Consider the following 19,680-nt stretch of genomic DNA (forward strand, 5'->3'; position numbering starts at 1 on the left):
TTAAAAGGATAGCCAAAACTAATATAGTCTTTATACATTAAATGAGATTTATATGTAGGAGTAATAAATGAGGTAATAACTAATATTAGTATTGACAATAGGGATGATATAAACAGTCTAAGTTTAGAAAACATAATCTACACCTCCATACGCTTGAAAGTTATTACATAGGATGAAACTACATAACTATTACGAGTTTCACCCTATGCTCTATTATATAGTAGCTATTAGATTAATAGTTAGCTTCTCCAGGAGCTCTTACACCTGCACTTTTAGAAAGAAGAATTGAAGATTCCCACGCGAAAATTGTACTTGAAGGGTCACAAATACCACCTACACAACGTCCTCTTTGTGCTGTAATTGACATTGGAGAGCTGTTACCTCCTCGGTCAGCATAAATTGATGCAAAGTATACTTTATCCGGCACTAAAGTGTCAGGAGATGCTGTTCCAATTCCAAAAGTTGGAGTATCAGGATCATCACTTAACTGAGAATCTAAATATCCTCCATTCATGTCTGTATCCCAAGACATACCTCTTCCTCCACCTAACGCCTCATAAGCAAAAGGATAAGGTTCTGCATAAAAAATAGTATCAAGCTCAAAAGTATCCGTTTCTGAGTCTCTCAAGTACTTCATATCAGCTGAAGAGTTCCACGAAAAAAATGAATCGATATATGTAATATCAAAACCTCGTTGCTGATCATAAGTTTCTCCTACATACGTTACTCCCCAATCCGGAGCCCATTGAGAGTCTGGATAGTTAGTAGCTTCAACTACACCATCAATCGTCATAGATAATCCTGAAATTAGAATAAATGCTAAGAACATCCTTTTTAAGCCATTTTTAAACATCCAATTATTCCTCCTTCAATTCTTTAATAGTTTTAAGTTTGTTTTCTTTTGAAACTTTCTTTACATTAAAGCTCTGTTCTAGATTTTCAATCTCAGACTTAGTATTTTGTACTCTGACAGCATAAGCAGCAGGTTCATTATTATTTAAATATGTTAACCTAGACTGTAAGTCTTCAAGTAATCTTTTTTGCTGACTTCGTTTTTGCTCATTTTCTTCATTTTCTATCATAGATGAAACATTTTTAATATTTCTGTTTACTATTGATAATTGTTGATACTTTAATGTTTCAGCATTCTCTTTAATTGTTTGAGAAGAGTCATATATGTAACCACTAGTAAATGTATGATTTTTACCTTCAAAAGAAAAAATAACTTCTTGTATGTCTTTCGATTCTGTATTAAAAACTGGTGCTGCTAAATTCTGAAGTTTAGCAGGTTTCTTTAAATACACTATTGCTTCTACTTTCTCCTCAGAATTTTGTTGTTTGGATAATTTGCTTTCAGTCTCTGCTTCAGTATGTGTGCTTAAAGCTCCCAAGGTAATCCCCCCTATTACTACTATACCTAAAATAGCTGTGGACAAAATTTTTCTCATATCAACCAACAACCTCCATATTTGTTTTTTTCACAAATAAACAATACCAAACTTTTTTACTACAAAAAAGGAAATATTTAAATCTATTTTAAGATAAGTATTTCTACTTATCTTAAAATACATTATTTTCTAATTATTTCTTTTATAAACCATATAAATACAACTAAAACAACCGTTATAATTTAGTCTCAAGTACCTATTGGATTTGAGTCAATAATTTGGACACAAAAAAGTTAAGTCTTAAGCTGTTTTTCTGGTTCTGGTGCAAAAATTACTTCAATCTGAAAAAAAGCATATAAATTGTTAACTAAATCGATTCTTAAGCAACAATTCCAAATAGTTCATGAATGAACGCCACTTGATTTCGGGCAGACTTGTCTCGTGACATAAGTTGCCCTTTTTTATCATATGCATCGCTTCTATTCCAGAAATAATGGATGTAGCTGTACGAAACGATTTTAATCCTAACATCGAACGAACTTTCTTTTTAATAAAATGATGATCTTGTTCCACAATGTTATTCAGATATTTTACCTGCCGTATTTGGATGCCTACCGGCATCTTTTTTTCTTTCTTCAACTCTTCAATCGCCATAGGATAGGCTAGGCTGGGTTCTTGTCTACTGTGATCACACGGGGCTTGGAAACATGAAAAGACCGCAAAGCTTTCTTGAAAAAGCGCTTTGCAGCCTTATGATCTCTTGTTTGACTTAAATAAAAATCAATCGTATTTCCTTCTGAATCAACGGCACGATAGAGGTACATCCATTGACCTTTGACTTTCACATACGTCTCATCGACTCACCAAGAATCATTGGTTGGCTTAAGATGACGCCGTACTCGCTCATCTAATTCAGGACCATACTGGTGAACCCAGCGCATAATGGTTGTATGAGCAATCGATAGTCTGCGTTCTTCCATCATTTCGACTACATCACGAAAACTGAGATTGTACCGTAGGTACCATCTGACGGTTAATAAAATAATATTAGGTTGATACTGTTTCCACTTGAATAGATTTTTCTTTTCCATACTAATCACGTCCTTCTTTTAGAATACTAGTATCAGTTTGTCCAAGATTTAGAGGTTATTTACAGGTGGTTTTAGTTTTTTGCACCAGAACCAAAAAAAGCCTAATTAAGGCTTTTTTATTTCAATTCGAGCATACATTTAGATAATTAATGTTGGGTTATAATAAATAATCCTATCGTCAAGGTAACAATTATAGAAACTGATGAAATAAAAACTTGCAACATTTTATTTTTAATAGAGTCTGCCAATTGTACACACGTCATACCTATTGAAATAACTATTAATATTAATCCCGAATTAGAAAAATTAGTGAAGAAAGTAAGTACTACACCTATTACAAATAATATTGTAGATATCCTTCCAAAATTACGTCTTATCATAATAACCTCCACATTTTATTACTTATAACAAAAATGTTATTTTTTTCTTTAAATAACATTTTAACACATATGGAGGATGAAAAAAGAATGAATACTTTATACAACATTAGTTAACATAATGTCTCTTTTATAGGAACCCAGCACTTCAGCAAGCCTTTGAAATAGAAGGGCTTGCTGAAGTGTTAAATTTACTGTTTATAAAGATTTCTATACATCGTTGATCTATCCACGTTTTGAACTTTTGCCAATCGATGCGTAATGTATAAAAAGATGCTTTTATATATTCCATAAGTTTGGAACGTTAATACGACATAGTTTCCACTCGATTAGACGCTAAAGCTGATTTCCATTAGATAGCAGCATATAGCTAAAATATTCTTGAAAAACACCCGTTCCTTTGAGGCTATTCTTAACAGTGGTAAAATGCTTTTCTACTGCGTTACTATAATAAGCCGGATTTCTGGATGGAGTTCGTCCGGAAAGATAAATAAGTTCTATAAATGGATCTTCTTTGTTCAAATAGAAGGATTTATTAATCAGTGATTCACCGAATTCTTTTGTTTTATCGTAATCTTCCCCAAAGTATTCTGGAAACAATTCAATCATAAAACCAAAAACAGCATTAAAAAATGCATCCTCTTTAAAATGGATTATTCCATAATGATAAAGTTCCTGCAGCAATTCTTCGTAGTCATCATAATCACTTTCTTGTACTTTACTCGTGTCTTCTACGCCCCATTCCACAACCAAATACCAACACAGAAAGCTAAGTTTGAGAAAAACTTTTAAGTCCTGAGGATTTTCTTTCCAATTATGATATAACTTATTCCTTGCTGCATTCCAATCAGATTCTTTTTCCAACTGATCAGTATCTTTCAGTTCCCAGTTCTTCATAGATTACCTCCCATTTTCTTTTAGTCTCCTACTATAGATATTTTTTTGATTTCATGATTACTCAATATTCTTATTAATTCATTCAATGCTGGATGATAGTCTCCAGGGATAAACATTTTTATGTTCTCTAAATCCTTTATAAATTTATCAATTTCGTCTCGATTAAATTCTACATTAGTCAAATAGTAATCTCTAATTTTTCTCAAATACAAATAACTTCCCCAGTTATTATTTGTGTGAAATAGAGCACCTGTTACAAGTGGGTTGAACTCTTTGTACCAGAACCCGTTTTCCTAACTACAGTTAATATTTAAAAGAAACACTAATAGGCGACCTATTCCTTCTATGGAGAAAGATTAAGTCACCTACACAATTTTTCTATTCATTATTAGTTATCCTTTCAGTCTTTCGTATTTCTCAATTTATTAATTTACATGTTCCGGTTCTATCTGATCTACTACATCCTCCTGGTACTCATTAATAAAGAGATAAGTAAGGTAAGAATGTAAGTCAAATCGATCTTCTTCAATAAATGTCGAGAAAAGCTTTTTAGATTCGTTCAATAGTTTGACCCCCTTTATGTAAGTTCCTATTTTTCATTCTTGCCCAACTAGCAATCTCTTATACATACAAATTAACAAAATATGTTGTATAATGAGGTGTTTTTATCTTGTACTGGCCCCGCCTACGCCACATACAATGACAGCCACGCGTACTATCCAACCTAATTTCATTATAAATGAAAGCGATTACAAATAAAAGTATTTTATTTAAATATTCTGTCTATTAATTTTATTATATCTAACCTGTCTATTAGGAATAACAACAAATATGATGAGCACACTACGCAAGGCACCGTGAGGCACCACACCAAATTGTCTATTTTAAACAGGGGAACCCCACTGTGCAGGAGCAGTAAGATTTTTCTCCTTTAGGCTGTATATAACATTTAGTTTTTGTCAACATAATTAAAATTCTAGGAATAAAATAATTGCTAGGGAGGATATTTCACATGCGAAAGAATGGCTAAACGAAAAAGGATTGCCATTCGCACTTCTTTTGGCTTTGATGAACATCGCCAGCCACTTGTATTACCTAACAATCTTCAAGCGCATGCTGCAATCTATTTTGATGCTCCAGATGGTAACTCAATTGAACTAATAACTCCAATTCGACTAGATACAGAAGAAGATTTTGAAGTGATGACATTTGAAGAGTGGTTGAAACGTCAGTAAAAGGTAATACCCTAATCTTTCTCTGCTAAGGAGAAAAATCAGGGTATTATATTCCAGAAAATGTATTACCGTATAACATCTGCATTTTGTCGGCAGGATCCCCTAATAATATAAGCCTTATCCCAAAATTGAGCCTCATTATGGAAGAAGTAAAAATTACTATTAATTATTTCATAATGGTTTAGCGTGTAACATGCAATATATTAATTTTTATTCAAGCGATAGATTAGTTGCACAACACCAGAGGAGAACATTCTTGTATCAACCATTTTTAAATTAAGTCGCTGATTTATGTCGATAAACATTGGTTTTCCTTCTCCCAAAATAAGAGGATGAACGGATAATCTGAATTCATCAACAAGCTCTAAATTAATAAAAGTTGTTATAAGATTTGCTCCGCCATATAGCCAAATGTCTTTACCAGGCTTATTCTTTAATTTATTTACTTCTTCTAGAATATTATCATTTATAAATACTGCTTTATTTTCTGTCCCTTTTAGCGTTTTGGAAAATACGTACTTTTCTTTACTATGAATGATATTCCACATTTCCTTGTCACTATCAGATTCCCCTGTTTTCGGAGTATATTCCCCCCACTCCACGTAACTTTTTCTACCATATAAAATAGTATCAATTTGGTTTAAGAAATTAATAAAATCCATCTCAGAATCCATGATACACCAATCAACTTCCCCATTCTTCCCCTCAATAAATCCATCTAAAGTTACTGCTAAATCTAAAATTATCTTTCTTGGTGCTGTGTTTTGGGACATAATTTTTCCTCTCTTTTATCTAATGAATATACGATATGTGTAGTAATGTAACCAAATATTACAGTAATTATTAACAGACACAAAATAGGAGAAAAAGTAATAGTAAATATTATCATCATAAAATTAGACTTTTATGTCCATTAATTATTGTATAAGTAATTTTTATTCCTACACAGACACCTAGTATAATACTTAATTACGACATATATTGTCATGATTAAGTATCTTTTACATAATTAATGTAATCACTAAATATGAAATACTGTCATAGCAGTGATTTAAAATTAGCTAGTAATAATAGACAATTGCTTCAAGACAAAACATCCTGGATGGAGTATAGAAACGATGATGATAGAAAAAAGCTTCTTAGGGAAAGAAAAAAATACATTGCTGTATTCTTTCGTTATTTCAACTAAATTACGAAAAATAGGGCTGTACAGTAACCACTTACTTACAGTTAATAAAATAATAGGGGGTTGATAATTTTTCACCTGCTTTAAACCAAGCAAATGCCTTGCGGATACGTGTTGCAGGAAGATTAAGTCCTAGCTTAGCTAACAGCTCTTTGGACCAGGTTCCGGCAGAAAGAACCAAACGCTTACCTTTATAAATAGTATGATTACTATTCATGCGGAAAAAGTTATCCCCATTTCCCTTTAGCAACCTTCTCAACCTGTCCTCCTACATACACATCAATTCCATCACTTGTTTGCGAAGCGTTTAAATGAAGAAGTGACGGTCTACCGATCTCGTAACCCTGTTCGACTTTTACTGATATTGCATGTTTATTAAAATAATTATGATGAACAAGATAAGAAGCTAAACAGCCGTTAGAACTTCCTGTAGCGGCATCTTCAGGAATTCCATAGTAATGGGCAAAATCTCGCGCATTAATATCATGCATAGAGTCATAGGTTTCCTTTGAGAATACGAACAGCGTCTTCCCTTCTGTTGTTTGAATAAGCTGATTATATTTTAACAGGTTGACCTTTGCTTTTCTCACTGCTTCTAACGAAACGAGTGGAACGATAATGGCAGGAAGTCCTGTTGATACGTCCTGAACTGGAAAGCGATGATCAATTTCCTCAACTGCTAAGCCGAGTACATCTGCAGCGACCTTCGAATCTAATACCTTCCCAAAAGTAGGTTGGTTTTGCTTCATCCAGAATAGCTTTTCTTTTGCGTTATATGTAACAGGAATGGTTCCCGCTTTAAAGTGAAGCAAGATATCTTTTTCTTCACCATTTAAATAATCTTGCTGAATAACAAATGCCGTACCTAACGTTGGATGGCCTGCAAAAGGAACTTCTTCATTAGGTGTGAAAATACGGACAGGATACCCTTTTTCAGTAGGCTCATTTGATAGAATAAACGTTGTTTCAGAGAAATTAATTTCCTTGGCAATTTTTTGCATCTCTTCTGTTGATAAATGTCCTGCTTCTTTAAAAACAGCTAGCTGGTTTCCCGTATACTTTCCTTGTGAAAATACGTCTACAATTGAAAATTTCATTATTCTACCTCCCATCTACTTGCTGAGAATAATGATAAGTCATACGGTGCTTTACCTGTAGTCAAAAGATCACTTATTACTTCACCAACAGCGCTGCTGAATTTAAATCCGTGCCCTGAAAAACCTGCTGCGAACACAACGTTTTTATACAATGGGTGCATATCAATAATAAAGTTTTCATCTGGTGTCATCGTGTACATACACGTTTTGCCGAACTTCAGCTTTCCTACTTGCGGCATATAGCTACGAAGTAAGTTTTCCAGTTCTGCACGATCTCCATCGTTAAAAGGCGCCATCTCTTCATTTGGATTTTGGGCTTGCTGAATGCCATCATGACGGCCTAGTTTTAAACCCGCTCCGTCAATGCTTGGAAACCCATAGTACATCCCACTTTTTGTATCAAATGAAAACGCAGGGAATTTCCCTTCTCCGTAAAATTTTTCATCTGCTTCAAACCACGCAAAGGTCTTGCGGATAGGTGTTGCAGGAAGATTGAGTCCTAGCTTAGCTAACAGCTCTTTGGACCAGGCTCCGGCAGAAAGAACCAAACGTTTACCTTCATATACGTTGTCACCTGTATGCACCTTTACGCTATCTTCTGTTACTTTGATACCTTTCACAGGATGATTAGTTAACAGCTCAGCTCCGTATTTTAACGCAAACTCTTTGTAAGTGCGAATAGCATCTTCACATTTTAAAACGCCTGAGGTTGGTTCAAAACAGCCAATGAACGAATCCGGAACAGTGATTCCAGGAAATCGCGTATGTATTTCAACTGCGTTTAACACTTCAAGTGGTAGACTATATGTTTTTGCACTTGAAATGACGGTTTGAATAAACGATGAGGTCTCTTCTCCTACGCTCAGTACTCCCGTTTTTAAAAAGAACGATCGTCCACTTTCTTTTTCTAGCTCTTCCCACAGCTCTTTTGCTCGGAGTGCAAGCGGTACGTACTCTTCTCCTTCTCCGTATGCATAGCGAATAATGCGCGTCTCGCCGTGATGGCTTCCGCTCGTATGGGGTGGATCAAAGGCATCAATAAGTAAAACTCTTTGCCCTTTTTTTGCTAAAAAATAACCGGCTGCCATTCCCATTGAGCCGGCTCCAACTACAATTACGTCGTATTTCATAATAGCCTCCAAGTTTTCGAATGAATATTTTTACTATTTTAACATATTTGAAGGTTATTACGTATAATAAAACTGCTTGCCATGAAACAAGGCAAGCAGCGAAAAGTTACGCACTTAATTTTGAACAGAGGGTATCTTTGAAAATACAAACCTATCCAACAAATATACCGCAATAATTGAAATTCCAACAAGTGGCATGACGATCCCGAGTCCAAGCATGATAAAGAAAACAACTCTTGTCACTTTGGAGTCCTTTGACTTAGGTGGTGCTCCGGAACTTTCTTGAGGTTTTCGCTTACGCCACATAACATACGAACTAACAATTAAACCAATTAATCCAAGACACGTAATGAGGCCAAGAATTTGATTTGCTACGCCAAATAGCCTTCCTTCATGAAGCGCAACTCCCATTGTAATTCCTTTTCCCATAATACCGTAATCATCAAAGCGAACATCGCTTAAAATAGCACCTGAATATTGATCAACGTGAAGAGTTGCATTATCGCCGGGCTTAGTATGAGATGTTGAAATGGTATAAACACCTTTTTCACCTTGAGGCATTGAAATTGTATATGGCTTTTGAATTTTTTCAGCTTGTGCTATATCAGTCACTTTCTCAAGAGAAAGCGGCACGTAGCCAGTAACAGATGAATTGGGAACTGGAATGTTTTCTGCAGCCCACGGTATATCCTCTGCTACGTCTTTTGTTTTAACAATTGATTCAGGCTTTTCACCAAAGCTATGTGCAAATGGTGGGTAGCCCGTGTTTGAATACGTAGCAAGTCGATTAATTTGCTCTCCCATCACTCCTGACCAAGGAAGTCCTGTTAGAATTAAAATTAACATAAATAACGATAGCCAAAATGCAGGAACAGCGTGCATATCTCGCCAAAATATTCTTCCTTTTCGGTTAAACCTTGGCAAAACTGTTCCCCATATCGACGCTTTATTTCTTGGCCACCATATGTATAGACCCGTAATTAATAGAATAACAGCCCAGCAGGCAGCTAGCTCTACAAGTCGATTGGCAAGCGTTCCGCCAATGAGCAATTCACTATGAATCTTTTTGAAAATAGTCGTGAATTTCTCGTCATCTGAGAGGGTTCCAGCTACTTCTCCAGTGTACGGATTTATAAATGCTGAAGACATCTCTCCATTTGTCATAATCCCAATCTCAGCTGTACGAAGTGGATCATCATAATATTTTATTGAAGTAATAGCTGCTTCTGGATACGCTTTTTGGACCTCATCTATCTGTTTTGTTGAAGATAGTATATCTCCTTTTTCTTCTACGTAATACAGGTCGTGATAAAGAACTGACTCAATTTGTGGCTTAAATAAATACACCGCACCGCTAAACGCTAATATGATTAAAAATGGTGCAAAAATAAGTCCTGCATAAAAATGCCACCTCCACACTGTTTGATAAATAGCGGCTGAGGTTTTCTTTTTGTGTACCTCTCTTTGTCTTTTTGGTTTTGGTGTTAATTTAACTGCTTCCACCCAATGCTCCCCCTAGTATCAGATCTATACAAATTAAGTAATGAACGCAATAAGTTAACGCTTACAATATTGATATCATTACTTATTCACCTTTAGTTATACTAAATAAATGTGTGGAAAAAATGAAACCTAAAAAAATTGTTGCTTTATTTCGAAAATATACGAAAAACGAATTGACAGACGTTATAGAGATTTATAAAATAAAAGAGAACTTACATATCGGGGCGTTAGTTCAGCGGGAGAATACTTCGCTGGCAGCGAAGGGGTCAGGGGTTCGAATCCCCTACGCTCCATAAGAAAAGAGAGGTCTTTCTATAGAAAGACCTCTCTTTTCTTATCATTTTTTTCTTAGTTGAAATAGATTAGATTGATGAATTGAAAGCAAAATAAGCACTCAGACTAGGGTTTAGTCTAGTTCTCTCACTTCAAAAGGAAGCAATTCTCTTTCAAGCTGAGCTCGATGAGTTTCATACTGCTTAGGCAGCATTAACTTTTCTCCCATTGTTTCTTGTGACTCATCATGTGCAAAACCTGGTGGATCTGTGGCAATTTCAAATAGAATTTCTCCATGTTCTTTAAAGTAAATAGCATTAAAATAGTTTCGATCTCGAACAGCAGTGACTCCATATCCATTACTAGCTACGTGTTTTTGCCATTCTAACTGGTCCTCATCGTTTTCGGCACGCCATGCAATATGGTGAACTGTGCCAACACCCATTTGACCACGACCGATTGGCGTTAGCTTTAAATCAATGATATTTCCGATATCAGCAGATGATTGAAAACGAATGAAATCTCCTTCCTCACCTACTTTTTCAAGACCCATAACATCTTCTAATAACTTGGCAGTTTCTTCAGGACGAGCAGATAATAATGTTGCTCCCCCAAAGCCTTTAATCGCTACTTCAGGTGTAACCTCACCAAATTGCCACGTGTTTTTTTCACCAGCTTCTCTTTCAACAATTTCTAAATGTAAACCATGAGGATCGTCAAATTCTAAATATTGTTCTCCGAATCGTTCCATCTTTGTTATCGGAATATTAAATTTTGATAATCTCTGCTCCCAAAATTCCATGGCGCCCTTTGGCACTACGTATGAAGTTACACCTACTTGACCATCACCTATTACTCCTTGGCGTGCTCCTGCCCACGGGAAAAAGGTAATAATGGTTCCTGGCTTTCCAGCTTCATCACCAAAGTAAAGATGATACGTACCTGGATCATCAAAATTGACTGTTTGTTTGACTAAGCGTAAACCTAATACACCAGCATAAAAATCAACATTTTCCTGTGGATGACCTACAATTGCTGTAATATGATGGATTCCTGTAGTTTTTTTTGTCATTCTTCATCTCTCCCTTACCATATTTTAATAATTATTTTAATTGTCCTTCATAAAGCAATGGAATATTCAATCTAATCAAATTTACCTAGGCACGCTATATAAAAGATATACCTTTAACAAATTCAAATGATTGAACCAATAATATCTCGAATTCGAGATATTATACAAAAATTCATATGTTTAACTTCTAGAGTAACAAAGTATACGTATCTAACTACTTTTAATAAATTATTCTTTACTTTACCATTTTTCCTTTTAGAAGATAAGGGCGTCGATTGCGTAGTATCCTGGACCGATTATAGCAATACTAATAGCAACAACTAATAATGTAAGGTTATATTCATAACCATTTTGTGTTGCCCAGTAGCCGTTTGGACCGTGTACTTTAATAATAGCTATAAACATTGTTCCAGCAATCATAAGAGCCGCAAGAGGTGTAAGAAATCCTACAGCAAATAAAGCACCGCCTACAAGTTCTGATAACCCAGCTATTAAGGCCATTCTAGCACCTGGTTTCATTCCAATGGACTCAAACCACCCTCCTGTTCCTTTTAATCCATGACCACCAAACCATCCGAATAATTTCTGAGCTCCATGGGCCATAAATGACAATCCAATTACTAAACGAATTAATAATAAACCAATACTAATCATTTTTAATTCCTCCTATTTTTTATCATTTTATTAACTTTGATGATTATAGTTAGCAATACTGTATTTTCCCTAAAATCCTAATGAGAGATTTCTTCTTCATCACTCAAAGCTATAAATAAATCTTCAATAACTTTTTGATTTTAAATTTAGAAGCTTTCTGAAGGGTTAAAAACCGTTTCTGCTAAACTTTTATTCAATATCATCACTTTCTACTTCTAATTTTAATTGAATTTATCTTTAATTAAAATATCTTTAATTCAAGATAATTATAAAACGAATGTCATTTCATTGTCAATATAAATTTTTATTTATGATGAGAATACCTTAATGAAGCTATCATTCCCTGCTTTTTATTGCTTATATTTCCTTTTATGCTCCCTGTATAGTGCCAGAAAACGGACGTCACGAAATTCTTGAAGTATGTAGAATAGAACAAGAACAGCTTTCCTTAATTAAAGGTGATATTGATCGTAAGTTATATATAGACGTCTAAAACTATTTCGTTTAAATGTCGCTGCTCATAAAGCTAAAGAAATAAACGTTTATTTTTTATGTAATTAATACTACATATCAATAGTTTGTTGAGTAATTGATAATCAAAGCAATTAGTAATTTTTAACAAAAAATCATCTGTTTAAGTAATCTTTATGCTGGCAGCGTTGTACGTTGTACACTGTAAGCTTATAACATACTATGTATTTTTTATTAGTGCTTTTATAAAGTTTATTATGAGATATGACAAGAATATTTTATTAGATATACTTTTATCTATAGAAAAAGGAAGTTTTTGTCTTGATAAATAAAAGCCTCTTGTTGACGAGTTTTTTCTATTTTTACACTCCTTTTGTGTTTCTCTTCCTCTTGTCAATCAAAAACCGTTCGTAAACGTATATGACTTTAAAAGGTCGTTCGTAATTTATTTTTTAACTTAAACGATCGACGAAAATAATAAATTTCTTATATAAAAGAACTGTCCGTAAAAGTATACTTTCGCGGACAAAATATTTAGATCTATTACAAGATGTTAAAATATTTATTACCATTAACAAAATAAAAAGCTGCCTCGGAGCGTCAGGAGAGGCAGCTTTTTATAAAACTAGATATGAAATGTGTGTGTTAGTAAGTTAAATATAACATATTTTCTTCATGAAAGCGATTTATTATAAAAACAAGCATATGTATAAAAGCTGCATAATTCATGATCTTAACCCTTCTTTTTAAGGGATTCTTTTTGGTTTGGATTCCAGAAAGAATATTATGGTAACTAAAGATGTAATATATTACTTTTCTATACTGGTTACGTGCTTTTTCTTAAGTATAAATTAGCTCTTAAAATCATCTAATCTAGTGAAAAATTCCTGAAGAAAATCATAAAATAACTTTTCCGTTGGAAGTAGTGACCGTTCCTTTGGGGTAATAACCCCTACAGTCCTTGTTACATTTGGTTCAACCAATGGTATTTTAACTGTTGAGCGTGGCAAGCTATCGACTAGCGTGACTTCTGGCATGAGTGTTACACCTAAACCAGCAGAAACTAACCCTTTCAACGCATCAATATCATCCCCCTCAAAGGCAACATTTGGTGTGAAGCCAAGATTCTGACAAGCATTTACAACAATATCTCGAAAGACAAAACCCTCAGGTAATAAAACAAACGGTTCGTCTATTAGTTCTTGAAGTTTTACGGAGGATTCTTTTGCAAGGCGGTGGTGAATTGGCAAAAGAACCACAATATTTTCCGTAAATAAAACTTTTTGTTCAAGTTTTTTTTCTTTGAGAGGAAGTGGACCTATCAGACCAAGATTAAAATCTCCTTTAATCACACCTTCAATTAATTCCTGGTAAAGCGCTTGTTTTAACTGAAATTTTGCTTCCGGATAGCGCAATCTAAATGCATAGATTACAGTTGGTAATGTATACGCTGCTAAACTTATCGGAAAAGTAATGCGTATTGTTCCTTTTTCAGGATCTAAATATTCCTTAACCTCACGTCTCGCATCGTCTATCACATTCATGGCATGTTTCATTCGTTCAAAAAATATTTTTCCAATTGGCGTTAAATGTACCCTCCTTCCTTCTCTGATAAACAAATCAACTTCTAATTCATTTTCTAAATTTACTATTTGTCGACTTACCGAGGATTGTGCTACATGTAAAGAGTGGGCGGCTTCAGTTACGTGTTCGCGTGTAGCCACCTCCATGAAATAACGGATTTGTCTAAAGTCCATTTTATATCCTCCTTATTAGTTAATGCATAAAAAGCATTGATGTTATCGTTTCTTTATATTGATTCGATCATTATTTCAATTATAAAATATTTTATACTAACAACTCTAAAAAATTACGACAAATTTTTAAAATTTTCATTATAAATTAATAAATAGGAGACGGATAAGTATGATAACAATTGAAAAAAATCAATCGACGTATACAGAAAGCGTACAGAATTATGTTAATCAAGTATTTGAAACAGTTAAAAAACGAAATCCAAATGAAAGTGAGTTTCATCAGGCGGTCAAAGAAGTATTCGATTCTTTAATACCTGTTCTCGTTAAAAATCCTCAGTATATTAACCAAGCTATTTTGGAGAGAATCGTTGAACCTGAGAGAGTCATCACTTTTCGTGTACCGTGGGTCGATGATCACGGAAATGTTAGAGTAAATCGAGGGTTTCGCGTCCAATATAGCAGCGCACTTGGTCCATATAAGGGTGGGTTAAGATTTCATCCATCTGTCAACGCAAGTATTATTAAATTTTTAGGATTTGAGCAAATTTTTAAAAACTCTTTAACTGGTCAACCAATTGGTGGCGGTAAAGGAGGTGCTGATTTTGATCCTAAAGGAAAATCAGATGGAGAAATAATGCGTTTTTGTCAAAGCTTTATGCTAGAACTTAGCAAATATATCGGACCTGATACGGATGTTCCTGCAGGTGACATTGGTGTAGGAAGTAAAGAAATTGGCTTTTTGTTTGGGCAATATAAAAAAATGCGTAGCACCTTTGAAGCAGGCGTTCTAACAGGAAAAGGCCTTAGTTATGGTGGAAGTTTAGCTCGTAAAGAAGCAACTGGATACGGAACAGTTTACTTTGTTGAAGAAATGTTAAAAGATAAGAATCTTAGCTTTGAAGGCAGTACAGTTGTTGTGTCGGGGTCAGGAAATGTCTCAATCTATGCAATTGAAAAAGCGATGCAGCTAGGGGCTAAAGTGGTTGCTTGCAGCGATTCGAATGGTTATATCTATGACAAAAATGGTCTTAACTTAGAGACAATTAAACGCATTAAGGAAATAGAAAAGAAACGTATAAGTACTTATGTAGCTGATCATCCTGAAGCGATTTATGTGGAAAGTTGTAATGGAATTTGGACAGTACCATGTGATATTGCTTTACCATGTGCTACTCAAAATGAAATCGATCAAAACTCTGCAGAATTATTACTTTCCAATGGAGTAAAAGCAATTGGTGAAGGTGCAAATATGCCATCTACATTAGAAGCTGTCGAGATTTTCTTAGAGAACAATATTTTATTTGCCCCTGCTAAAGCGGCAAATGCTGGTGGTGTTTCTGTATCAGCATTAGAAATGGCTCAAAATAGCACTAGGCTTTCTTGGACTTTTGAAGAAGTCGATAGCAAATTACATGCGATTATGAAAAGCATATACCAAAATAGCAAGAAAGCTGCTCAAGAATACAACGCTCCTGGTAATCTTGTCGTAGGTGCAAACATTGCCGGATTTATAAAAGTTGCTGATGCTATGATTGAGCAAGGTGTTATTTGATACTTCATTAGGAGAATATACTAGTATGGATATCTTGAATTTAAAGGCTGTTAATAATGGGTGACTTACAGATAGTTTCTACAATTATGATTGCTAGTTTAATTGTACTCTCATGTGCACTCAGTAGAAAAAAACCTACTATTAAGTATATAGCGCCTTTAAGTGTAGGAGTGATTAGTGTGGGTGGTGTTATCGTCAGTTTCCTTATTGGAGGATGGGTATGAGAGTAGGGACAATTAGCTTTACTGCTTTTACTTCATCACTTATCTCCCTACTAACTATATCTATAACTGAATCTGCAAAAAGAAAATTCAGTAAATATTATCGTTAACAAAATAAAAAGCCACCCAGTATTTGCAGGACAGGTGGCTTTTTACTATAAAATGTATGTGCAGACATATAATAACAGATTTTTGCTGAAAATACTATATTTTCTCATGCGAGCATATGTATAAAAGGAGCTCTTTTTATACATTCTCGCTTCTTTCAACTACCCAAAAAACGTAGTCATATCAACGGTGTATAAAAAGATGCATACTCAAGCAAAGGAATCCTTAGCTGAACCCTACTGCCGCAAGGGTTCTTTTGCTTGCTTGGTTCCGGAAAGAGACATTATGTTAACTAAAGATATATGAAGTATACAATATAGAAATTTTGTTACAGTCTTATCTATAATGAAAATTAATGTTCTACTTGTCTAATACAATCTTTAAATAAACCAATTTTCTATTATAATTTGAATAAGTATTTATTATTTTTGCTAATTTTTTTTATTTGTTGGGTTCTTTATTTTATCTATTGTTCATTGTTTAATATAAATAAAGCCTTTAATATTAAATAAGTATCGTATTATTCTAAATCAATATAATACTTATCATCTTCCATGATTTTCTTTAAAAATTCTTCTAAGGAATCCGCGATTTTTATATCATCATAATAAATAGCATTATTTTGCTCTTCACTTATTTCTATTAGTAGCAACGCGCTTTCATTAGCTTCAAAAAATATTAATTTATCCTCTTCAAGATCTTCGTAAACTTCTATATCAGGATAAAATTCAAAATCATTAACTTTTAATCTAGCATCTCTGATGGAAGAAGGCCCCATAATACGATTGATATTATATTCTGATCTTTGAAGGAAGCCATAACCAATCTCTAAAAGAAACTTCTTTAATTCAAAAGGGAACTTTAACCCTAATGTTCCTTCTACCTCTTCAATATCATTTCTACTTACAGGATAAAATTGATTATCTTTTTGATTCTTAACAAAATCGTATCTCATAATTTAATTATCTCCTTTAAATAATTCATTAGCCGGTGATCCCGTACCATGTATACCAGACTGATGCTCATTTGGAAATTTTGCAGGGTGTATATTCCACCATTCATGTTCTCCCCGAAAGCTATTTTCAATTATATGATGTGCATCATATTTATCGCCTTTTCTTCTAACTGGTTCACCTGTATTCTCTGAAATAATATCTTCACTGTAAGTGGGCCATTTTTGTCCCGTTTTTATCTCCCATTCCTCAATGAGCTTGTCTTTAATTTTATTAAATGCCCGTCGATGCTTCCGGGTTTCTATAGGAGAAAGTTTTTGATATTCCTTATTTCTTAACGCTTCTTTAAGCTTCTCTATTTGGTTTTTTGACAGTTTTCTCGATGTTCTCATTTCAACATCTTTAATATATCTCTTTATTAAGTCAGAATTAATTTTGACTCCAGTACCGCTATATCTGTTAGTATTATTTTCTACTACCGAAATCGAATGTGTTGTTTTATCAATTTTTGAATCTTCTTTTAAAGATTCAACCTGGCTATTTTCCATCTTACTAACATGGTTGGGATCCTTCTTCTTTATAAACCTTCCCCTAGCATCACGCCAACGTTTTCCGTCAAAGTAGTCTTTCCCCATAAAATTCATCGTATCTTTAGCCGTACTCTTCAACACATCCCGTACAGTTTGCTGCGCAAAGTCTACACTCACACCCACTGGTGCTTCCTGCGGTAAGAACCTCGGTACTTTCGCATCTAATACAGCATCATACATCTTTTTGGCTTTATCAATACCAGCTGCTGGCATTTTTCGCATCGCCTGCTGAATGTCTTTTCCATATTGAGTAACTTTACTTGTACGAACTACGTTGCGCATATCATTGAACTTTTTCGTAACTGCCTGTGCACCTTTTTCGACAAGCTGAGTGGATGCTTTTGAAGCAAGTAAACCGCCTGCCGCAACCCCAAAGGATTGAAACAAACTAGCCTGCTGCTCTTCTTTAGTAAGCTTATTTCCTAGTAAGTCCTTCCCCATTGTATACTCATACATGCCATTTGTTAAGACAAGTCCATACAATCCTTTTTCTGTTTGTTCAAGCACTTTAAACACTTTAGGTGTTTGGTATGCTTCGCTATTTTTGTAAGCTTTCGCATCAAAAGTGAGCTGATAAGCGCTGCCGCCTTGAGAATTCAGCTGTTCTAAACCATTTACGCTAAATTGAACGGATTCATAGAAAGAATTCAACATTTCATATTCACTTGAAAGTTGATTATCTAGTTCTTCTACTGCGGTAATAGTTTCTGTTCTTTTTTCTCAGCAGCGCTTAGCTCATCTTCAAAGGCCTCTGTGGAAAACGGTGTAATATGTATAATATCTTCAATATTGCTTAAAATTGCTTCAAGTTCAGTTTGCTGCTGTTCGACCATTTGCTTAGAGCGATCATTAGCAACAGCCAGCTCTTGCTCTAAAAACGATACGTCTACAACCGTATCACCTTTTAATTTAGCTTGTTCCGCATAATCTGCAATACTATTAAAATAGGATTCATGTGACGATACAAGGCTTTTCCAATGCGTAACCATATCTATTTGTGATGTATAAAAACCTTTTATACTGTCGGCACCTTTCCCTTGAAATTCATGATCTAGTGTAGCCACGGCATGAAGGGCTTTTTTTAATACATCTAGCTGTTCATCAAATGCTTTGTACGCCTGCATCCTGTCTTTTGCATAAGCTAAAAGCGTACTGGCTTCATATACTTTTCCCATTACATACCCTCTTTTTTTATGATTAATATATCTCTGGTTTAAGATTTTCCTCTATTATCCATTATAAAACTGCTAATATATTATCTGAATAGGATAATAATCCCTTTTATAAGCTTGTTAATCCATTAAAAAGAATATAACTGCAAAATAAAAGAGGATAGTCATAGGTATAAATATTTACCTCTAGTTTATATCATGTATAAAAACACTATTCTTTATGATCAGATTGCATTATTCCTAATAGCTTTCTTGTAACTCCACCTAAGTGGAAAGGTAACTTACGGCATACTATCATATCTCAAAGTCCTATAATTCTACAAAAGAAAAGCTACATTCACCCAAAAGATATTGGTCACACTCCAGTCATATTTTGGTCATACACTATAGAAAATCAAGGGAAACTATAGTTCATTTAAAGTTTAAAAATCCCCTCGAATCCTTGATATAGAGGTATTTCTGAACATAGTAGAAAACTACAGGGAATTTCATTTTCCACGCTGGCAGCATAGCGGTCAGAAATCCAACCTTCATACAATCCACCACAAAAAAAGAGAAGCCTTCTATAAAAAAGACTTCTCCTTTTTTGTTTTTTTAGCATTATTTTTATACTGCTTATTAGTACCCATCCTTCTACTCAACTACTAAAGAAACTACCACTCTTCCGTTTTCTTTTATAGTGGTGGTGACCATAACTATCGTGACGATCGCGACTTCTTCTATAATCGTCACTACTACTATAGCTCTTGAAAGATTTCGACTTTCTTCTCTTATAATCACTGCTGCTGTAATGCTTATTATTCGTTAATGAATTAAACAGCTTCTTAAACATAAATAGTCACTCCTCATACTCATTTTTAATCGATAAAAATAAAAAAACGCTTTTATCTCTTTAGTAGATAAAAGCGTTTAATTTATAAAGACACACTTTACCTAACTAAAAGCGTAGGCAA

At 34.3% G+C, this 19,680-nt stretch carries 18 protein-coding genes, 1 tRNA gene and 1 pseudogene; 3 read left to right on the forward strand and 17 right to left on the reverse strand.

The window, feature by feature from the left end; genetic code table 11:
- Positions 1-232: 232 nt before the first annotated feature.
- The 5 genes and pseudogenes from LZP85_RS08930 to LZP85_RS08950 form a co-directional block, all read right to left on the reverse strand.
- Positions 233-853: a hypothetical protein gene (locus tag LZP85_RS08930; RefSeq protein ID WP_076512923.1), complete on the reverse strand. Its 621-nt coding sequence runs from the start codon at positions 851-853 to the stop codon at positions 233-235.
- 4 nt (positions 854-857) lie between these two features.
- Positions 858-1,448, reverse strand: a complete 591-nt coding sequence (locus LZP85_RS08935; RefSeq protein WP_176031356.1) for a hypothetical protein — start codon at positions 1,446-1,448, stop codon at positions 858-860.
- A 319-nt stretch (positions 1,449-1,767) separates the two neighbouring features.
- Positions 1,768-2,479, reverse strand: a pseudogene (locus LZP85_RS08940) (IS6 family transposase).
- Positions 2,480-3,192: 713 nt separating this feature from the next.
- Positions 3,193-3,753, reverse strand: coding sequence for a hypothetical protein (locus tag LZP85_RS08945; RefSeq protein ID WP_076513673.1), 561 nt, complete (start codon positions 3,751-3,753; stop codon positions 3,193-3,195).
- A gap of 425 nt (positions 3,754-4,178) precedes the next feature.
- Positions 4,179-4,316 (reverse strand): hypothetical protein, encoded by a 138-nt coding sequence (locus tag LZP85_RS08950; protein ID WP_176031388.1) that lies wholly within the window; start codon positions 4,314-4,316, stop codon positions 4,179-4,181.
- A gap of 459 nt (positions 4,317-4,775) precedes the next feature.
- Here LZP85_RS08950 and LZP85_RS08955 point away from each other — a divergent pair, with 459 nt between their 5' ends.
- Positions 4,776-4,988 carry a hypothetical protein gene (locus tag LZP85_RS08955; protein WP_076513670.1) on the forward strand — a complete coding sequence of 71 codons (213 nt, stop codon included), beginning with the start codon at positions 4,776-4,778 and terminating at the stop codon, positions 4,986-4,988.
- 203 nt (positions 4,989-5,191) lie between these two features.
- On the opposite strand, the gene LZP85_RS08960 is transcribed toward LZP85_RS08955, so the two are convergent.
- The 5 genes from LZP85_RS08960 to LZP85_RS08980 all read right to left on the reverse strand — a co-directional run bounded on the left by LZP85_RS08960 (position 5,192) and on the right by LZP85_RS08980 (position 9,904).
- Positions 5,192-5,761 (reverse strand): dihydrofolate reductase family protein, encoded by a 570-nt coding sequence (locus tag LZP85_RS08960; protein ID WP_119543738.1) that lies wholly within the window; start codon positions 5,759-5,761, stop codon positions 5,192-5,194.
- 447 nt (positions 5,762-6,208) lie between these two features.
- Positions 6,209-6,391: a hypothetical protein gene (locus LZP85_RS08965; RefSeq protein ID WP_153301161.1), complete on the reverse strand. Its 183-nt coding sequence runs from the start codon at positions 6,389-6,391 to the stop codon at positions 6,209-6,211.
- Positions 6,392-6,401: 10 nt separating this feature from the next.
- A complete protein-coding gene (locus LZP85_RS08970) occupies positions 6,402-7,271 on the reverse strand; it encodes a PhzF family phenazine biosynthesis protein (protein ID WP_226638830.1) in 870 nt (289 codons plus the stop codon).
- Complete coding sequence (gene solA, locus LZP85_RS08975; protein WP_226638835.1) at positions 7,271-8,413, reverse strand: N-methyl-L-tryptophan oxidase; 1,143 nt, start codon at positions 8,411-8,413, stop codon at positions 7,271-7,273. Before solA ends, LZP85_RS08970 begins: the two co-directional genes overlap by 1 nt.
- Positions 8,414-8,515: 102 nt before the next feature.
- Complete coding sequence (locus LZP85_RS08980) at positions 8,516-9,904, reverse strand: PepSY-associated TM helix domain-containing protein (protein WP_119543743.1); 1,389 nt, start codon at positions 9,902-9,904, stop codon at positions 8,516-8,518.
- Between the two features lie 221 nt (positions 9,905-10,125).
- Here LZP85_RS08980 and LZP85_RS08985 point away from each other — a divergent pair.
- Positions 10,126-10,197 (forward strand) — tRNA-Ala (locus LZP85_RS08985).
- 113 nt (positions 10,198-10,310) lie between these two features.
- Here LZP85_RS08985 and LZP85_RS08990 read toward each other — a convergent pair.
- The 3 genes from LZP85_RS08990 to LZP85_RS09000 form a co-directional block, all read right to left on the reverse strand.
- Positions 10,311-11,249 (reverse strand): ring-cleaving dioxygenase, encoded by a 939-nt coding sequence (locus tag LZP85_RS08990; RefSeq protein WP_206782608.1) that lies wholly within the window; start codon positions 11,247-11,249, stop codon positions 10,311-10,313.
- 255 nt (positions 11,250-11,504) lie between these two features.
- A complete protein-coding gene (locus LZP85_RS08995; RefSeq protein WP_206782609.1) occupies positions 11,505-11,903 on the reverse strand; it encodes a DoxX family protein in 399 nt (132 codons plus the stop codon).
- Between the two features lie 1,322 nt (positions 11,904-13,225).
- A complete protein-coding gene (locus tag LZP85_RS09000) occupies positions 13,226-14,131 on the reverse strand; it encodes a glutamate biosynthesis transcriptional regulator GltC (RefSeq protein WP_025911262.1) in 906 nt (301 codons plus the stop codon).
- A 169-nt stretch (positions 14,132-14,300) separates the two neighbouring features.
- Here LZP85_RS09000 and gdhA point away from each other — a divergent pair, with 169 nt between their 5' ends.
- Positions 14,301-15,683, forward strand: coding sequence for an NADP-specific glutamate dehydrogenase (gdhA, locus tag LZP85_RS09005; RefSeq protein ID WP_119543748.1), 1,383 nt, complete (start codon positions 14,301-14,303; stop codon positions 15,681-15,683).
- A gap of 849 nt (positions 15,684-16,532) precedes the next feature.
- On the opposite strand, the gene LZP85_RS09010 is transcribed toward gdhA, so the two are convergent.
- The 4 genes from LZP85_RS09010 to LZP85_RS09025 form a co-directional block, all read right to left on the reverse strand.
- Positions 16,533-16,967 carry an SMI1/KNR4 family protein gene (locus LZP85_RS09010; protein WP_013083517.1) on the reverse strand — a complete coding sequence of 145 codons (435 nt, stop codon included), beginning with the start codon at positions 16,965-16,967 and terminating at the stop codon, positions 16,533-16,535.
- Positions 16,968-16,970: 3 nt separating this feature from the next.
- A complete protein-coding gene (locus LZP85_RS20815) occupies positions 16,971-18,209 on the reverse strand; it encodes a hypothetical protein (protein ID WP_277627776.1) in 1,239 nt (412 codons plus the stop codon).
- A gap of 35 nt (positions 18,210-18,244) precedes the next feature.
- A complete protein-coding gene (locus LZP85_RS09020; RefSeq protein ID WP_206833580.1) occupies positions 18,245-18,730 on the reverse strand; it encodes a T7SS effector LXG polymorphic toxin in 486 nt (161 codons plus the stop codon).
- A 634-nt stretch (positions 18,731-19,364) separates the two neighbouring features.
- On the reverse strand, positions 19,365-19,559 hold the full coding sequence (locus tag LZP85_RS09025) for a hypothetical protein (protein WP_076513657.1): 195 nt from the start codon (positions 19,557-19,559) through the stop codon (positions 19,365-19,367).
- Positions 19,560-19,680: the final 121 nt, after the last annotated feature.

Source organism: Priestia flexa, assembly GCF_021441905.1.
Taxonomy (GTDB): Bacteria; Bacillota; Bacilli; order Bacillales; family Bacillaceae_H; genus Priestia; species Priestia flexa.